The organism is Nitrospinota bacterium, assembly GCA_016208975.1.
GTDB lineage: Bacteria > Nitrospinota_A > UBA7883 > UBA7883 > JACRLM01 > JACQXA01.
On sequence record JACQXA010000004.1, the window covers coordinates 514,384 to 531,060 of the forward strand.

Below are 16,677 nucleotides of genomic sequence, written 5' to 3' on the forward strand. Positions count from 1 at the left end.
GCCTGCGGCTAGGTGATTTCCCTTTGAAACAGGGCCGCATGGTTTATAATAGCCGCTTGTTTTCATTGCTTCGCTGAGAGGGAATAGTGCGTATTTGCGTTATTGGAAGCGGGTATGTGGGGCTTGTCACCGGAGCCGTATTCGCCGACCTGGGCAACGAGGTGGCTTGCGCCGACATAGACGGGCGGAAGGTGGCCTCGCTAAACAAAAAGGTGATGCCCATATACGAGCCGGGGCTCGAAGAGATGGTCCGGCGGAACATGGATGAGAGCAGGCTCTCTTTCACCACAGACATCGGCGGCTCCGTGAAATGGGCCGAAATAGTCTTCATCTGCGTGGGCACGCCCCCCAAGGAAAACGGGGAAACGGACCTTTCATATGTGGAAAGCGCCGCCCGGCTCATAGGCGAACAGCTCAACGGCTACAAGGTCATCGTCAATAAAAGCACGGTGCCCGTGGGCACTGGCGACCTGGTGCGTAGGGTTGTAAGCCAGACGGCCAAACCCGGCGCCGAGTTCGACGTGGTGTCCAATCCCGAGTTCCTGCGGGAAGGCTCGGCCATCGCCGACGCGCTGAACCCGGACAGGGTGATAATAGGCGCCCCCTCCAAGCACGTGGCCATGAAGCTTATGGAGCTTTACTACAACCTGGGGGCTCCGGTGATAGTTACGGACGTGCCCTCGGCGGAGCTGATAAAATACGCCTCCAACGCATTTCTTGCGGTGAAGATATCCTTCATTAACGAGATAGCCAACATCTGCGAGAAAGCCGGGGCCAACGTGGCCGACGTGGCCAAGGGCGTGGGGGCAGACCGGCGCATAGGCCGGGAGTTTTTGAACGCCGGGCTGGGGTTCGGCGGCTCATGTTTCCCGAAGGACGTGGCGTCGCTGGTACATACGGCGGGGGCTTTGGGGGTGGCGTTCGGAATGCTCCGGGAGACGCTTAAAGTGAACGACGAGCGGGCCGACCGGTTCGTCGAAAGGATAGAGAAACGGTTCGGCGGCGTAAAAGGCCGGGTTTTCGGCGTGCTGGGGCTGGCCTTCAAGCCGGACACCGACGACATGCGCGAGGCCAAATCGGTGGAGATAATCCGCATCCTTCTGGAAAAAGGCGCCACCGTGAAAGCTTACGACCCCGTGGCCGTGGAAAACGCCCGGCGCATCATTCCGCAGGTGGATTATTGTGATAACGCCTATCACGCCGCCGACGGGGCGGACGCCATCCTGGCCATCACCGAATGGAGGGAGTTCCGCCTGCTGGACATGGAACGGCTTAAAAAGATCCTCAAGACCCCCGTGGTTTTCGACGGGAGGAACATCTATGACCCCGAGCGGATGAAATCCGCCGGGTTCGAATATTACTGCATAGGCAGAGGCTGAAAGGAATAACCCGATGCCACGGACTCTTATCACCGGCGGGGCCGGTTTCATTGGCTCCCACCTTTGCGAGCGTTTCCTTTCGGAAGGGCACGAGGTGGTGTGCGTGGACAATTTTATAACGGGTTCGCCCAAGAACATCGCGCACATAACCGACCCCCGGTTCTCTTTTATAGAGGCCGACGTTTCCGCCGGGCTTTCGGGCATCCCAGGCCGGTTCAACTATGTGCTTCATTTCGCATCCCCCGCATCGCCGCCGGATTACCTGCGCCACCCCATCGAGACGTTGCTGGTGGGCTCGGCGGGCACCCACGCGGCGCTGGAGCTGGCGGACAGGAACAAGGCGGTGTTCATGGTGGCCTCCACTTCGGAGGTGTACGGGGATCCGGACATCCATCCCCAGCGGGAGGATTACTGGGGCAACGTCAACCCCATCGGCCCACGCTCCTGTTACGACGAGGCAAAGCGGTACTCCGAGGCGGCCACTATGGCCTATCACCGCGCCCGGGGGCTGGACGTGAGGCTACTGAGGATATTCAACACCTTCGGCCCCAGGATGCGGCTTGATGACGGCCGGGCGGTGGCCAATTTCGTATGCCAGGCCTTGCGCGGCGAGGACATCACCGTGTATGGCGACGGCGGGCAGACCAGGTCTTTCTGTTTCGTTACCGACCTGGTGGAGGGCATCACCCGTTTGCTTCTTACCAACGTGGGGCCGGACCCTGTAAACATCGGCAATCCCAGCGAACGCACAATTCTCGAGCTGGCGCGGTTGATAATCGAGTACACCGGCTCCAAGAGCAAGATAATCCATAACCCACTTCCCAAGGACGACCCCAAGAAGAGAAAGCCGGACATCACCCGCGCCCGGGAGCTGTTAAAATGGGAGCCCAAGGTAAGCCTGCAAGAGGGCCTGCTGAAGACGATAGAATATTTCATGGCGGAGTTGGGCCACAAAACGGCCTGACCGAGGTTAGCTGGAAAAAATGCCCGCGCCCGGAAAAAGAAAATACATCCTCAAGGAAGCCATCAAGCAATGGCCGGAGAGCGACCGGCCCCGGGAAAAACTGATGACCAACGGCCCCTCCAGCCTTTCGGATTCGGAGCTTCTGGCCATTCTCATAGGTTCCGGCTCCGGCGAGCGCAACGCCATGGACCTGGCCCGGGACCTTCTGAAAAAGTTCGAGGACCTCTCCGGGCTGGAGTCGGCTTCCATAGAAGAGATCCGCAAGGTTCGCGGCATCGGGCCTGTTAAGGCCATAACAGTTAAAGCGGGGCTGGAACTGGGCAGAAGGTTTTCCGGCGCCTCTAAAAACGCCATTTCCTCTCCGGTGAGGGCCAGCGAGGACGTGGCCAACATCTATCTTCCGCAGATGAAAAACCTGAAGAAAGAGGTTTTCAGGGTGGCGCTGTTGAACACCAGGAATAAAATAGTGAAGACCGTCACCATATCCGAAGGTGGTCTTGCGGCCGCAGTAGTGGAGCCGCGGGAAGTGTTCGCCCCGGCCATCCGCGAGGCGGCCTCGGCGGTGATACTCATGCACAACCACCCCAGCGGCGACCCGGAGCCTTCCGATGACGACATAAACCTGACAAGACGCCTTGTAAGCGCGGGAAAACTGATGAACATAAAAGTGCTGGACCACATAGTTTTCGGCGACGGGCGGTATTACTCTTTTTCCGACAACGAGGACATTTAGGGAATTTCCGCCATGAACCAGAGACTGTACGAAGCCCTGGCCTCCATGCGCCCGCCCCGGGTGATGGTGGTGGGGGATGTGATACTGGACATCTACGTGCGCGGCGTCATAGAGCGCATATCGCCGGAAGCCCCGGCCCAGGTGCTGGAGATCACCGGGGAGGAGATACTGCTGGGCGGCGCGGCCAACGTGGCGGCCAACGCGGCGGCGCTGGGGGCCGACGCGCGGCTGGTGGGATTGGTAGGCAAGGACAGCGCGGCACAGGCTTTGCGCGGCCTTTTGAAGAAGCGGAAGATCCCATCCGAAAGCCTAGTGATAGACCAAACCCGCCCAACCACCACCAAAACGCGGTTCATGGCCATGCGTCAGCAGATGTTAAGGGTGGACAGGGAGCGCAGGCACACGGCCCCGCCGGATGCCATGGAAAAGATGCTGGCCCGGATCCGCGCAAACATTGGTAAATGCGACGGGCTCATTATTTCGGACTATGGCAAAGGCGCCCTGCCGGACAAGTTTTTAGAGAAGCTCATAGCCCTGGCCCGGGCCTCCGGCAAGATGGTGGTTGTGGATCCCAAGGGGCGCGACTATTCCAAATACCGGGGCGCCACCATAATCACCCCCAACAGGAAAGAGGCGTCGCTGGCTTCCGGGGTGGACATAAAAGACGAGGACGATTACCGGCAAGCCGCCGAACGGCTGTTTGAGATAACAAAGGCGCAACACATCCTCATCACCCGGGGCGAGGAAGGGATGACCGTTTTCCACCGCCGCGGGCGGGGAGTCCATTTGCCCGCGGAGGCGCTGGAGGTGTTCGACGTGTCCGGCGCGGGGGATACGGTTATAGCCGCGTTGGCGGTGATGCTCTTCGCGGGGCATACGCTGGAGGACGCGGCCAAGGTGGCCAACGTGGCCGCCGCCATAGAGGTGGGGCATGTGGGGGCCAAGGCCGTGGCCAAAGACGAGGTGCTAAGGCGGCTCTCGCCGGAGCCCACCGGCTCGCTGAAAGCCATGACAAGAAAAGAGGCCGCCGCTTTCGCCAAAAGGGCCAGGGGCGAGGGAAGGACCGTGGTGTTCACCAACGGCTGTTTCGACATAATCCACGCGGGGCATGTGGACTATCTTTTCAAGGCCCGGGCCGCCGGGGATGTCCTGATACTGGGGCTGAACACCGACAGCTCGGTGCGCAAGCTTAAGGGAAAAAACCGGCCGTTGATGAATGAGAACGACCGTTTAAAAGTCCTTTCCGCCCTCTCATGCGTGGACGCGGTGACACTGTTCAACGAAGACACCCCATTGAACCTGATTAAAGCCGTCCAGCCGGACATCGTTGTAAAAGGGGGTGACTACACTCCCGACACCGTTGTGGGGCGCGACGTGGTGGAAAAACGGGGCGGCAAAGTGGTGATAGTGCCGCTCATGGAGGGGCGCTCCACCACTGGGATAATAAACCACATCGTGGGAAAATATAAAAAGGACTCGTAATGGATTTCTCGGCCATCGCCGCCACCTACGACGCCAACGGGCTTGTTCAGAAAGATTCCGCCCGCGCCCTTTTCGATTTGGCGGACATCAAGCCCGGCGAGGATGTTCTGGATGTGGGATGCGGCCCAGGGTTCCTTACGAGGCTCGCCAAAGAAAAAAGCGGCGGGCGTGTGGTTGGGGTGGACCCGTCGCCGGGAATGATTGAAGAGGCGCGGAAAAATTTGGCGGGCTCCGGCGTGACATGGGTATTGAAAAGCGCCGAAGGGCTGGATTACCGCGAAGAGTTCGACGTGGTCCTGTGCAACTCCGCCTTCCAGTGGGTGGTGGACGCTGATAAAGCGGCTAGCGGTTTTTACGCCGCGCTCCGCCCGGGTGGAAGGGTGGCCATGCAAAGCCCGGCCAAAAAAGTGTTTTGCCCCGCTATAATAAGGGCGGTGAGGGAAGTGGAAAAACATCCGGAAACTTCCGCCACTTACGCCGCGTTTAAAAATCCATGGCTTTTTCTGGAAACCGTACAGGCTTATCAAGGGCTTTTTGAGAACGCTGGTTTCAACGTGGCGTTTTGCAGGATAGCGCAAGACACCCGGCGCTCCACCCCGGAGGAGGCTTTACAAGTGTTCGCCTCCGGCGCGGCCATGGCCTATCTCAACCAGGATTGTTACTCCCGGGAGTTCTACGGTTCATACGTGGAGAAATTTTGGGATATTATTAGAAAGTCCTTCGAATCCCAGGCGGAGGCGGACGGGCTTATCGGCCTGTCTTTTAACAGGGTTTACCTTGTGGCGGTGAAATAGATGGCCCAGGACAGGTACAGTTATAAACCGGCGGATTTTTCCAAAATAAAATCCTGCTCTATCAAGGAGCGGAAGAGCCTTGTCAACACCTCCATGTTCGCAGACCTGGGCAAATACAAAAAAAGCGGCAGGTTGAGCGATTTGTTCCCCGCCATTTTAAAAGCAAAAGACATCCGCGAGGTGGCCTCGCTGATAAAAAACGCCAAAAAGGCGGGCAAACCGGTGGTTCTGGCCATGGGGGCGCATGTTATAAAAGTGGGCCTCACGCCAATCCTGATAGACCTTATGGAACGGGGCGTTCTGGACGCCATCGCGCTCAACGGCGCCGGGGCCGTGCACGACCTGGAGATAGCGTTCCACGGCCAGACATCGGAAGACGTGGCGGTGGAGATAAAAGAGGGCCGGTTCGGCATGGTGGAGGAGACGGCGGAGCATTTCAACGGGGCGCTGAAAAACCATGTGGATGGCGCCACCGGCCTGGGCGAGGCGCTGGGCCGCTACATCACCGAGGGAAACATGCCCAACGCGGGCGTGTCGTTATTATCGGCGGGCTGGCGGCTTAAAAAACCGGTCACCGTGCATGTGGCCATGGGGACGGACATCGTGCATATACACCCCAATGTGGACGGGGCCATAACCGGCCTGGCCACGCTTAACGATTTTAAACTGTTCACCGGCGTGGTGGCGGAACTGGGCGGCGGCGGGGTTTACCTGAACGTGGGCTCGTCGGTGCTACTGCCCGAGGTTTTCATAAAAGCCCTGTCGGCGGCGCGCAACCTGGGGCATGACGTAAGCCAGTTCGCCACGGTGAACATGGACATGATCCAGCATTACCGCCCGGCGGTGAATGTGGTAAACCGCCCCATCCAGGGCGCGGGCCGGGGCATATCCATAACCGGCCATCACGAGATAATGGTTCCCCTGCTGTACCACCTGCTTGTTATGGAGGGATAGACGATGGCTTCTCTTGAAACAAAAGGTAAGAGCCCCTTTTATCCGGACCAACCTGTCCCCGCCGATTTGTTCGTAGGTAGAGCGGAACAAATACAGCGGATAATGGAACGCGGGGTTGGGCAAGTCAAGCTGGGCAAACCAGTGGCTATGTTTGTTGAAGGCGAGTATGGCATTGGAAAAAGCTCCATAGCCGATTTTGTTCAGCGCTGGTCGGCGCAAGATCACGGTTTGCACGGAATTTATGTGTCTCTTGGCGGTTGTAAAAGCATGGACGATGTCGCATACGCCGTATTGAAAGCCACAACTCTTTCCGGCGCGCTTAATCCCACCCGCGCCGAGGCGATAAAAAACTGGTTTGCTAAATATATTGGAAAACAGAGCCTGTTTGGCATAACACTTAATTTGGAAACTATAAAAAGCGATGCTCCAGGTTTGGCAGGCCATATGGGGATGCTAAATTTTCTCAACGAAGTAAATCGCAAACTTAATGAATCCGCCAATACAAAAGGGGTTTTTCTTGTATTAGATGAAATCAACGGGATAGCGGACAACCCTCAGTTCGCTCATTTCATAAAGGGTTTTTGGGATACAAACGCAATAAACCGCCCATCGTTACCCCTGTTACTAATGCTATGTGGGGTTGAGGAACGTAGGCGTGAATTGATTCGTAATCACGAACCTGTGGCGCGTATTTTTGATGTGGTTGAGATAACGCCCATGACCGAAGATGAAATGAGAAATTTCTTCGTAAAGGCCTTTCAGTCAGTACAAATCAGTATAGAAGAAAGCGCCATGGAATTTCTCATCAGGTTTTCAGCTGGATTCCCCAAAATCATGCACTTAATTGGTAACGCCGCTTTCTGGATCGACAAAGATGGTGTTATTAGCGAAATTGATGCGGCGGATGCTGTTTTAGCGGCGGCGGATGAAGTGGGGAAAAAATATGTGGATCAGCAAGTGTATAAGGCGATACGTAGTGGCGACTATCATTCAATCCTCGCAAAAATAGCAAGGCTGGATCCACATTCAATGAGCTTCATTAAATCTGAAGTTTCGGATCTGACTGAGTCGGAAAAGAGAAAGTTTAATAATTTTTTACAGCGAATGCAAAAGCTTAATGTTATCGGAAAGGGTGAAATTAAGGGCGAGTATGTCTTTAAACTGAGAATTGTGCGTCTTTACCTACAGCTCCAAAGTTATCGAAAAACAACGAAATAAATGCTCCGCGTTTGCGTTCTGGGCTCGGGCTCGTCGGGGAACTCTGTCTTCATCGGCGGCGAGGAAGGCGGCCTTCTGCTGGACGCGGGGTTCTCGTTAAAAGACATCAAACAAAGACTCCATCACGCCGGGATAAATCCACTGCTCATCAAGGGGGTTGTTCTAAGCCATGAGCATACCGACCACTCCAAAGGCGCCGGGGTTGTTTGCAGGGCGCTGAAAATCCCGTTATTCGCAAACCGGGGCACTCACGCCGCCATACAGCCATTCCTGGGCAAGGTTCCGGAGGTGGTTTATTTCTCCCATGGCGACAAAATAGACGTGGGGGGGGTGGAGGCGGGCCCGTTTTCCATCCCCCACGACGCGGCGGACCCCTGCGGGTTCGTGTTCCGTTTAAACGGGGCTTCGGCGGCGGTGGTAACGGACCTGGGCGCCCCGAACATGCTGGTGGAGGACAAGCTTAAGAATGTGGATTGTGTGGTATTGGAATCCAACCACGACATCGAGATGCTCAAGGCCGGCCCATACCCGTGGGCTCTTAAACAAAGGATAGCCTCCCGCACAGGACACCTTTCCAACGAGGCCTGCGGCGAACTGCTGGCTAAAATCCGCCGCGCCAGCCTGCAACGGGTGATACTGGCCCATCTTTCCAAAGTGAACAACAACCCGGCGCTGGCCCGGCAGATGGGCGAAGAGACCCTTGGCGGCCATGGCATACCTTTCGAAGTGGCCGGGCAGGACACTCCCCTTCCCCCGGTCATCATAGAATAAGCCCCGCCAAAGGAGGGCCGGGGCGCCATAAAAACGTTGCGCCGGGGAGCGATGAGGCTCAGAATGGAGTGTTTCATCGACAACTGGAAAGCATCAGTGAAAAGCGACAAGACAACGATTCAAAGCGTTCGGGGCGTAAAAGACATTTTACCGGCGGACATTCCCCTGTGGCGGATGGTGGAAGACGCCGCCATGGATATTTTCGAGCTTTATAATTTCCAGGAGATCCGCACCCCCGTTTTCGAGAAGACCGAGGTTTTCTCCAGAAGCATCGGGGAAACGTCGGACATTGTGGAGAAGGAAATGTACACCTTCCTTGACCGGGGGGAGGAATCTTTGACCCTGCGGCCCGAGGGCACGGCATCCATCGCCCGGGCCTTTGTGGAGCGCAATATGGGCGCCCAGCCTGGGGTGACGAAGCTTTATTACATGGGCCCAATGTTCCGCGCCGAACGGCCCCAGGCGGGCAGGTTCCGCCAGTTCCACCAGATAGGAGCGGAGGCGTTCGGCTCGGCGGACCCGGCGGCGGACGCGGAAATGATAATGATGCTCATGGATTTTTTCACGGAGCTGAACGTAACGGGGCTTAAAGTGTCGCTCAACTCGCTGGGTTGCTCCGAGTGCCGCCCCAAATACCGCCAGGCGCTTTACGAGTTCCTTTCAGCCCGGTCGGCCCATCTTTGTGACAACTGTCAGGGCCGGGTGGAACGCAACCCGTTACGGGCGCTGGACTGCAAATCGGAAAAGTGCAAAACCACCACCGCAGACGCGCCCACCATAGACCAGTTCCGGTGCGAAGCCTGCCAGGAACATCTGGAAGGTGTCCGCAAACCCTTAAGGGACCTGGAACTGCCGGTGTTCATGGACAACCGGCTCGTGCGCGGGCTGGACTACTATAACCGCACCGCCTTTGAGGTGACTTCTGACCGGCTGGGGGCTCAAAGCGCCGTGGCCGGTGGCGGGCGGTACGACGGATTGGTGGCCCAATTCGGCGGCCCCCCCACGCCCGCCATAGGTTTCGCCATAGGTATAGAGCGGCTTGTAAGCCTGCTGGGGGAAGAGGCCCGGGAACGGGCGGCGGAATATTACGACATGCGGCCGGACGTTTACATGATCCCCATGTCCCCGGAGGCCGGGATGAAGATTTTCGAGCTTTCCCACCGCCTGCGCTCCAACGGATACCGAGTGGAACGGGGATTCGACGGGGGTAGCATGAAGAGCCAGTTCCGCAAGGCGGACAGGTCCGGCGCCATGATGGTGATCATCCTTGGCGAGGATGAATTGAAGCAAAACTCCGTAACAGTTAAAGACATGGAGTCCGGCGCCCAGAAACTGGTGCCCATCAATGACCTTATGTCTGTGATAAGCAAGGGGTTGGACGAAGAACCCGGGGAGTGATTTAATTCCCGGAACGTCCTTTCATTTAAGCCCGTTAGGCGTCATATTATATGTAAGGAGTGGCGCTGATGATGAGAGGGCTTTATATAGACGGCGCGCCCCCCGTAAGGGGATTTATATTGCTGGCGGCAACGATGGGGATAATCGTTGTTTTCTCTGGCGTTTCCTATGCTGAAACCAAGCCCGGCGCCTCTGTTGATACCCCCATTTCCCGCATCACGGAAGGCTCTGCGGAAATCTCTGAAAGCGGCGCCGTGGCCTCTGGCGAGGGCAATTCCGCCCTATCCTGGAAAGAAATAATACATCTAAGCCTATTCCCGGACAACGCCGAGCCGGACACTTACAGGCTGTGGCAGAAAAATTTCACCCACATGACGTCGGTTACCTCCAGCATGAACGATGTCGGGATGGATCCTTCGGGGAGGCCGGTATCGCTGGAGGAACAGTCGGCTTTCGAGTCTTGGGCCCGGGCGGAAACCTATGTGGCCCTCTCCAGAATGATGCTTTATCTAAGGCCGGTGGTGATGGTGAAGGAATTCCTGGATCCTCTCTCAAATCCCATAAGCCTTTATGAAAAAGAGGGGCAGGTTTCCACGGTATATTTCGCCAAATCCGCCAGCGGGGCCTCAAGCTCGGGCGATAGGATATTCGGTATGAAACTGTGGGTATCCCCAGCCAATTCGATAAACATGTCGCTGGAATTTTACGATAACGCACGGCTTTCGTTCCTGGACGGCAACGTGGTGGACTTCCGGTTGAGCCAGCCTAACGGGCTCACCTTCGCCGGAGCCAGAAGCGAGGGTGGCCAGAGGTACTTGTTTATAATGGGAATCGGTTTTTAACCGGCTACGGTACTGGGATGGTAGTGTCCCAGTTTGAAAGCATAGGGGAGATTCTTCACTTACGCTCAGAATGACAATATAAAAGCCGTTGATAACATTGTCATCCTGAACGAAGCGCAAGCGAAGTGAAGGATCTGTCCATTATTTGAGATTCAAACTGAGAAACCACCAAGGGGACGCGAATGTTGACATGAAACCCGCGCGGCGAGTAGATTAGATATCAGGAGACAATAACTTGGGGGGCTGGACGGTATAAAACGTAACTGACAGTATCGAGATGGGTTGACTGGCGTAACGCCAGCCGAGCCTTTCACTGCCAATATCAAGACCGCGAGGTTTTGAAGGTGGAGGGTCGGGATATGTTACCCGTTGAGAGTGAGAAGAAGACCACAGGCATATATTATTCGAGGGACACGTTGAAGCTCCAAGAGAGCCTTAAGGAGGCTAAAGTTTTGGGTTTCGCCGGCGCAAAGACCGACATGATCCAGAGGCTTACCCTTACCGCCCAACCCAGCAGGAATCAGCTCACCATCCAAAAGCAGGTCAAGATGGGGGCCGCCAAGGAAGAGGCGGGTTTTGGTTTCACCCCGGCCACCGCCAAGGCCGCCGCCAAAACCGAGACCAAGCCGGAGCCAAAGCCCGAGCCCCAGACAAGGATAGCAAACGTCTATAAGGCCACCAGCGGATTCGCCTCCGTGGCGTGAAATATCAAATCCACTTGCGGGCGTCTCGCGCCGTGGCCTTTCTGTATCCGGATCCGGCGCCAAGGTAGCAGGGCTTCGTATTGGCCCGAAGTTCCGGAAAGCGCACACTTCCTGTATGCACTTTAAGAAATGAATGTGAAACTTACGTTTTTGGACTTGAGAAGAAAACCCTCAAAGCTTAACACTACCGGGAAATATCAGGGTTGGAGCTGAAGAGTTTCAGGGCGTAACGCAAAAGCAACGGCGATGATACCCATTTCTTATATTTTTCTTTGGCGACATAAATAAAAGTCGAATTAAATCCACACCACGGCCAGCGGGAATGTCCCCTCCTTTTTCAAGGAGGGGGGCGAAGGGGAAGCCTGAGCCGGGGTGGTAAGGTTTCTATCAGGATATAACCCCCTCCCGCCCTCGGCGGACTCCCCCTTGTTAAGGGGGAGAAACATTTGGAGGGCGGATGCGCGATCCGCCCCTACGGGAATATGGGGGCGTATAGATAAGCCCCTGCGGGAGCGGAATTTGCCGTAACTCCCTCAAAGCTCCATTCAGGTCACCCCTTGAACTTCCCCTTCTCCTCCCATGGGCATATCGTCTCCAGCGGGCATTGGCCGCATTTGGGTTTTTTGGCCTGGCATATATCCCGCCCGAAATGGATCATGCGGTGGGAAAATCCGGTCCAGTCTTTCTGCGGAACCAGCGGCATCAGGTCCCGCTCAATTTTTTCCGGGTCGCTGTTTTTGGTTAGTTTAAGCCGTTGGGATATTCGCCCCACATGGGTGTCCACCACTATGCCCGGCACGCCGAAAGCGTTGCCCAGCACCACGTTGGCGGTCTTGCGCCCCACGCCCGCAAGTTTCGTCAGTTCTTCCATTGAGCCGGGCACTTTGCCGCCATGTTTTTCCACTATGGCCGAGCAGGCTTTCCTGATGGATGCGGCCTTGTTCTTGTAAAAACCCGTCTGCCGCACATCCTCCTCCAGTTGTTCAATGGGGGCGTTGGCGTAATCCGCCGCGTTGCGGTATTTTTTAAAGAGCGCCTGCGTGACCTTGTTCACCCGTTCGTCGGTGCATTGGGCGGAGAGTACGGTGGCCACCAGAAGCTCCAGCGGATCGGTGAAATCAAGATTGCATTTGGCTCCGGGATAAAGCTTCTTTAAAATTTTTTCCGTTTCCACAGCCCGTTCCTTGGCGGTCACTTTTTTTTCTTCCTCCTCTTAAGCTCCTCGGCCATTTTATCGGCGGGAAGGGTGTTGAACACGTCCTGTGCGCGAAGCCCTCCCTTGCGGGCGGTTTTCACCCCGTAATAAACGTCCGTCAAACCTCCGGCCCGATGGGCGTCCGGGTTTATGGAGACCTTTACCCCAAGTTTTTTTGCCAGCGCCAGCATGCGCCAGTCAATATCCAGCCGATGCGGATTGGCGTTCAGCTCCATCACCACTTCATGCTCGGCGCATGCTTCCAGAACCTTCCCCAGGTTCACGGAATAACCCTCCCGCGCCAGCAATAGCCGTCCTGTGGGATGGCCAAGCATGGTGGTGAACGGGTTCTTTATGGCGGCTATTATCCTGTCCGTCATCTTCTTCTCGTCCATGGTGAAACCCGAATGGATCGAGGCGATGACGAAATCCAGCTTTTCGAGAATTTTTGATGGATAGTCCAGAGAGCCGTCGGCAAGGATGTCCGACTCCACTCCGTGAAACACCCGGAACTCTTTCATTCTCCCGTTCAGAGCGGCTATCTCATCCCCCTGTTCCAAAAGCTCGCTGTCCGAAAGGCCCCCGGCGTACGCGGCGGTTTTGGAATGGTCGGATATGCCGAGGTATTCGTAACCCAGCGTCTTGCAGGCCTTCGCCATCTCCTCGGCGGACTCGGCCCCGTCACTTCGCTTGGTATGGCAATGGAAGATCCCCTTTACCTGCTCCGGCTCCATAAGCTCCGGCACGGCCCCTTTCTCCGCAAGCCCTATCTCGCCGAACCCCTCCCGCATCTCCGGCGGGATGAACGAGAGGCCCAGCGACTTGAATATGGCCGCCTCATCGACGCAGTCCAGCCTTTGTTCCCCTTTGAACAAACCGTACTCGTTGAGTTTCAGCCCCCGGTCTTTGGCCCGGCCGCGCATGATGGTGTTGTGCTCCCGGCTTCCGGTGAAATGGGCCAGGGCAAAGGCGTATTCGTCATCGGCCACCACCCGCAGGTCCGCCTGGAACCCCGAGTCCAGCCGCACGGAAGACTTCGTCGGGCCGTGGTTTATCACGTCGGTTACGCCTGGATATTTTATGAACCGCTCCATCACCTCTTCCGGTTTTTTCGACGACGAAACGATGTCTATATCCTTCACCGTCTCCAGCCCGCGCCGCAGGCTTCCTGCGATTTGCGCGCGCTGGACATGGGGGGATTTGACGACCCATTCCAGCAGGGGCCCGGCGGAAACCAGGGCTTCGGAAAGTAGCCTGCGCCCCGCGAACCGGGTGAGAAGCTTTATTCCCTTTAGGACGTTCTCTTGCGATTTGGCCCCGAACCCGGGGAATTCCACCAGCCGGTTTTCGTTGCAGGCGTATTCCAGTTCGCCCACTGTGGTGACACCCATCTTCTCCCAGATTATCTTCACCTTTTTGGGGCCCAAGCCCGGGATTTTCAACATATCCATAACGCCGGGCGGGATTTTTGCGCGAAGCTCGTCCAGTTCATGGAAATGGCCGGATGAAAACATGTCCCCGATTTTTCCGGCGATGGATTTGCCCACCCCGTTTATTTGGGTGAGGGTTCCCATCCGGGCGGATTCGGCCAGGTCGCCGCTGAAGGCCTCCACGGCGCGGGCGGCGTTTATGAAGGCTTTAACCTTGAACGGGTTTTCCCCCAGTATCTCCAGAAGAACGCCCGTTTCGTGAAGGGCGGAGGCGATGGTGGTCTTGTCCATGGCCAGCCTTGTTGAAAAACCCCGCCCAAAGCCGGACGGGGCGTAACAATCATCCCGCTATAAGCCGCATTATGTCGTTATAAAGCGCCAGCGCCATGAGGCTTATCAGGAGGAACATCCCCACCTGCTGGGCTATTTCCTGATGCTTCAGCTGTACGGGGCGGCCCATGAGCGCCTCCAGGGTGAAAAAGAAAATGTGCCCTCCGTCCAGTATGGGTACGGGAAGCAGGTTGAGTATGCCAAGGTTTATGGAGATGAGAGCAATGAACATCAACAGGCTCACAAAACCGGACTCCGCCACGTCCCCCGCCATCTTCATGATGCCTATGGGGCCCGCAATCTGGTCCGCCGGGATATCCCTTGTGACAAGTTTTCCTATGGACCAAGCCGTGAGGGTTGTAATGTCCCACGTCCATTTCAGGCCTTTATAAAACGCCACATGTACCGGGTATGAAACAATCTTGTGGTACGGGAGTATGCCCACCTGCCCCACAACCACCTTTTCACCGGTAAGGGATTTGGTTTCCTTTTTGATCGCCTTGGCCCGTTTGAAAACCTTCTGCCCGTCCCGCATGAGAGTGAATATTATGTCTTGCCCGGGCTGGGTCTGGATAAGGGCTACACTCTCTTTCCAGGTGGAGACGCTTACGCCGTCTATGCTCAATATTTCGTCCCCCGGCATCAGGCCGCCCACTTCAGCCGGGGAGCCTTTCTGCACCTCGCCTATGGTATTGGTGATTTCGGGAAGGCCTATCATGGCCGCGGTGGTAACTATGCCCACCGCCAGGAATATGTTGAATACAGGGCCCGCCGCCACTATCATCAACCGCTTCCATACCGGCTGGGTGAGGAACGATCCCTTCAAGTCCTCCGGAAGCGCCGTTGGATCGTCCCCATAAAGCTTCACGTATCCGCCCAGGGGTATCCAGGAAAGGAGGTATTCGGTGTCCCCTATCTTTTTCCCGAAGATTCTCGGGCCGAAACCCACCGAGAACTTTTCAACCCGCACCCCAAGGATCCGGGCGATTATGTAGTGGCCGAACTCGTGGGCCACTATCAGGGCCGCCAGCACGGCGACCGCCGACATGCCGAAATTCAACCAGTCGCCGAGCTGATCCAGGCTCGCTGTAGCCAATTTAGAGAAAAAATTCATTTAAAGGTCCTTCCAGCCACTTTTAACATGCGCCCCATTTTCCCGGGGCTTATTGAACAGGCGCGCGCCCTTTCATGGAGCGCACCGGCGCGCCCTCCGGCGGGGTGAACGCGAAAATCGATTCGTCCGGGACAAAACCTTGATCCTCGTTAAAAAACGAAATCCGGTTCTTGTTCCCCAAATGATCAACCATAAGAAGCTCTACTATGTCGAATGAGCTCGCGTCCAGGGTGAGAAGCATGGCCTTCACCCCCGGGTGTGGCGATTTGGGCGTCAACTTCAACCTGACCACATCATTTAGTTTATCCATTTTCCCCAGCTTTACCAAGTCTATCGTGAAAAGCCCGCTTAAAGTCTTTTCACCGGCCAGGAACAGCGCCGGGGATTTCTCGCTCAATAAACCCTTTATTTCGTCATGGTAGGCCACGTTTTCCGCAGGATCGTAAAACCATAAGCTCTCCCCGTCCGCCGCCAGGATGCGCCCTTTCGGCTCGTCGTACACCCACAGCATCCTTGCCGGTTTTAATATGTAAACCGTGCCCCGCAACTGCGCGCTTTGTCCAAAACCTTTGTTCTCGAAAACCTGCTTGAATCCGGCCTTCATGCTCCTGATGCTGTCGAAAGCCTTCTGGGCCCGTTCCGCCACGGTCTCGGTTTCTGAAGCGTGGATAACCTGGGCCGTCCAGCAAAACAGCGTCAACGCCAGCGCCAGGGGGCCTGATAGCCTCCAGGTCAAACCAGCTCTCCTTTCAGCCTGTTCATAAGCGCTAAAGGAGGCGCCACCTGCCCGGTGGCTATCATCTGGATGGCCCGGGGATATAGCGTGTGTTCCTGCTTGAGGATGCGTGCGCTCAAGGTTTCCACCGTGTCCTCCGGAACCACCTCCACCGCCGTCTGGAGGATTATGGGCCCCGTGTCCACCCCGTCGTCCACGAAATGCACTGTGCATCCGGTGATTTTTACGCCGTAGTCCAGCGCCTGTTTCTGGGCGTCCAGCCCGGGGAAAGAGGGCAGAAGGGCCGGATGGATGTTTATCACCCGCCCGGGAAACCGGGAGAGGAACGTTTTTGAGAGTATGCGCATGTAACCGGCCAGAGTCACAATATCGGCCCCGGCGCGCTCCACGGCGTCCGCCAGGGCGGTGTCGAAAGCGGCGCGGGAAGGATAACCCTTGCGTTCCACCACCATATGGGGGATAGAGTGGAGCCGGGCCCTCTCGATGGCCTTGGCCGCCGGATTGTCCGTGGCCAGCAGGACCACCTGGCCGTTTATATCCCCCCGTTCACAGGCGTCTATGATGCTCTGGAAGTTGGAGCCCCGGCCCGAGGCCAGCGCGGCTATCCTGATGGGGGGACCTTGCGGCATGGAC

Annotated in this window: 16 protein-coding genes; 11 read left to right on the top strand and 5 right to left on the bottom strand. The window is 56.6% G+C overall.

The features are described 5' to 3' along the window. The first annotated feature begins 83 nt into the window (after positions 1-83). The 11 genes from HY751_06090 to HY751_06140 all read left to right on the top strand — a co-directional run bounded on the left by HY751_06090 (position 84) and on the right by HY751_06140 (position 11,239). The gene (locus HY751_06090) at positions 84-1,379 is read left to right on the top strand and encodes a UDP-glucose/GDP-mannose dehydrogenase family protein (GenBank protein MBI4665962.1); all 1,296 of its coding nucleotides are present in this window, start codon (positions 84-86) and stop codon (positions 1,377-1,379) included. A gap of 13 nt (positions 1,380-1,392) precedes the next feature. Further along, positions 1,393-2,343, top strand: coding sequence for an SDR family oxidoreductase (locus tag HY751_06095; protein ID MBI4665963.1), 951 nt, complete (start codon positions 1,393-1,395; stop codon positions 2,341-2,343). A 19-nt stretch (positions 2,344-2,362) separates the two neighbouring features. Further along, on the top strand, positions 2,363-3,076 hold the full coding sequence (gene radC, locus HY751_06100; GenBank protein ID MBI4665964.1) for a DNA repair protein RadC: 714 nt from the start codon (positions 2,363-2,365) through the stop codon (positions 3,074-3,076). Between the two features lie 12 nt (positions 3,077-3,088). Next, positions 3,089-4,558 (top strand): D-glycero-beta-D-manno-heptose-7-phosphate kinase, encoded by a 1,470-nt coding sequence (gene rfaE1, locus HY751_06105; GenBank protein ID MBI4665965.1) that lies wholly within the window; start codon positions 3,089-3,091, stop codon positions 4,556-4,558. Next, positions 4,558-5,352: a methyltransferase domain-containing protein gene (locus HY751_06110; GenBank protein ID MBI4665966.1), complete on the top strand. Its 795-nt coding sequence runs from the start codon at positions 4,558-4,560 to the stop codon at positions 5,350-5,352. Before rfaE1 ends, HY751_06110 begins: the two co-directional genes overlap by 1 nt. Further along, positions 5,353-6,306: a hypothetical protein gene (locus tag HY751_06115; protein MBI4665967.1), complete on the top strand. Its 954-nt coding sequence runs from the start codon at positions 5,353-5,355 to the stop codon at positions 6,304-6,306. Between the two features lie 3 nt (positions 6,307-6,309). After that, complete coding sequence (locus tag HY751_06120; protein ID MBI4665968.1) at positions 6,310-7,524, top strand: ATP-binding protein; 1,215 nt, start codon at positions 6,310-6,312, stop codon at positions 7,522-7,524. Next, complete coding sequence (locus HY751_06125; GenBank protein ID MBI4665969.1) at positions 7,525-8,295, top strand: MBL fold metallo-hydrolase; 771 nt, start codon at positions 7,525-7,527, stop codon at positions 8,293-8,295. Between the two features lie 63 nt (positions 8,296-8,358). Further along, a complete protein-coding gene (locus HY751_06130; GenBank protein MBI4665970.1) occupies positions 8,359-9,693 on the top strand; it encodes a histidine--tRNA ligase in 1,335 nt (444 codons plus the stop codon). A 68-nt stretch (positions 9,694-9,761) separates the two neighbouring features. Further along, positions 9,762-10,535 carry a hypothetical protein gene (locus tag HY751_06135; protein MBI4665971.1) on the top strand — a complete coding sequence of 258 codons (774 nt, stop codon included), beginning with the start codon at positions 9,762-9,764 and terminating at the stop codon, positions 10,533-10,535. Positions 10,536-10,894: 359 nt separating this feature from the next. Beyond that, entirely contained in the window at positions 10,895-11,239 is a 345-nt protein-coding gene (locus tag HY751_06140; GenBank protein MBI4665972.1) for a hypothetical protein, read from the top strand. 550 nt (positions 11,240-11,789) lie between these two features. Here the strand turns inward: HY751_06140 and nth are convergent. The 5 genes from nth to HY751_06165 are packed head-to-tail and all read right to left on the bottom strand — an operon-like array spanning position 11,790 to position 16,673. Next, positions 11,790-12,434, bottom strand: a complete 645-nt coding sequence (nth, locus tag HY751_06145; GenBank protein ID MBI4665973.1) for an endonuclease III — start codon at positions 12,432-12,434, stop codon at positions 11,790-11,792. Next, the gene (polX, locus tag HY751_06150) at positions 12,431-14,155 is read right to left on the bottom strand and encodes a DNA polymerase/3'-5' exonuclease PolX (protein MBI4665974.1); all 1,725 of its coding nucleotides are present in this window, start codon (positions 14,153-14,155) and stop codon (positions 12,431-12,433) included. Before polX ends, nth begins: the two co-directional genes overlap by 4 nt. 49 nt (positions 14,156-14,204) lie before the next feature. Next, positions 14,205-15,308 carry an RIP metalloprotease RseP gene (gene rseP / locus HY751_06155; GenBank protein MBI4665975.1) on the bottom strand — a complete coding sequence of 368 codons (1,104 nt, stop codon included), beginning with the start codon at positions 15,306-15,308 and terminating at the stop codon, positions 14,205-14,207. Between the two features lie 49 nt (positions 15,309-15,357). Beyond that, a complete protein-coding gene (locus tag HY751_06160) occupies positions 15,358-16,044 on the bottom strand; it encodes an outer membrane lipoprotein carrier protein LolA (protein ID MBI4665976.1) in 687 nt (228 codons plus the stop codon). Next, positions 16,041-16,673: a phosphoribosylglycinamide formyltransferase gene (locus HY751_06165; GenBank protein MBI4665977.1), complete on the bottom strand. Its 633-nt coding sequence runs from the start codon at positions 16,671-16,673 to the stop codon at positions 16,041-16,043. The genes HY751_06160 and HY751_06165 overlap by 4 nt, the downstream gene beginning before the upstream one ends. Positions 16,674-16,677 lie beyond the last annotated feature (4 nt).

Bases quoted from the DNA above. Each gene is read 5' to 3' on its own strand.
- HY751_06095 (MBI4665963.1), top strand. From the start codon at position 1,393: ATGCCACGGACTCTTATCACCGGCGGGGCCGGTTTCATTGGCTCCCAC.
- radC (MBI4665964.1), top strand. From the start codon at position 2,363: ATGCCCGCGCCCGGAAAAAGAAAATACATCCTCAAGGAAGCCATCAAG.
- rfaE1 (MBI4665965.1), top strand. From the start codon at position 3,089: ATGAACCAGAGACTGTACGAAGCCCTGGCCTCCATGCGCCCGCCCCGG.
- HY751_06110 (MBI4665966.1), top strand. From the start codon at position 4,558: ATGGATTTCTCGGCCATCGCCGCCACCTACGACGCCAACGGGCTTGTT.
- HY751_06115 (MBI4665967.1), top strand. From the start codon at position 5,353: ATGGCCCAGGACAGGTACAGTTATAAACCGGCGGATTTTTCCAAAATA.
- HY751_06120 (MBI4665968.1), top strand. From the start codon at position 6,310: ATGGCTTCTCTTGAAACAAAAGGTAAGAGCCCCTTTTATCCGGACCAA.
- HY751_06125 (MBI4665969.1), top strand. From the start codon at position 7,525: ATGCTCCGCGTTTGCGTTCTGGGCTCGGGCTCGTCGGGGAACTCTGTC.
- HY751_06130 (MBI4665970.1), top strand. From the start codon at position 8,359: ATGGAGTGTTTCATCGACAACTGGAAAGCATCAGTGAAAAGCGACAAG.
- HY751_06135 (MBI4665971.1), top strand. From the start codon at position 9,762: ATGATGAGAGGGCTTTATATAGACGGCGCGCCCCCCGTAAGGGGATTT.
- HY751_06140 (MBI4665972.1), top strand. From the start codon at position 10,895: ATGTTACCCGTTGAGAGTGAGAAGAAGACCACAGGCATATATTATTCG.
- polX (MBI4665974.1), bottom strand. From the start codon at position 14,155: ATGGACAAGACCACCATCGCCTCCGCCCTTCACGAAACGGGCGTTCTT.
- rseP (MBI4665975.1), bottom strand. From the start codon at position 15,308: ATGAATTTTTTCTCTAAATTGGCTACAGCGAGCCTGGATCAGCTCGGC.
- HY751_06165 (MBI4665977.1), bottom strand. From the start codon at position 16,673: ATGCCGCAAGGTCCCCCCATCAGGATAGCCGCGCTGGCCTCGGGCCGG.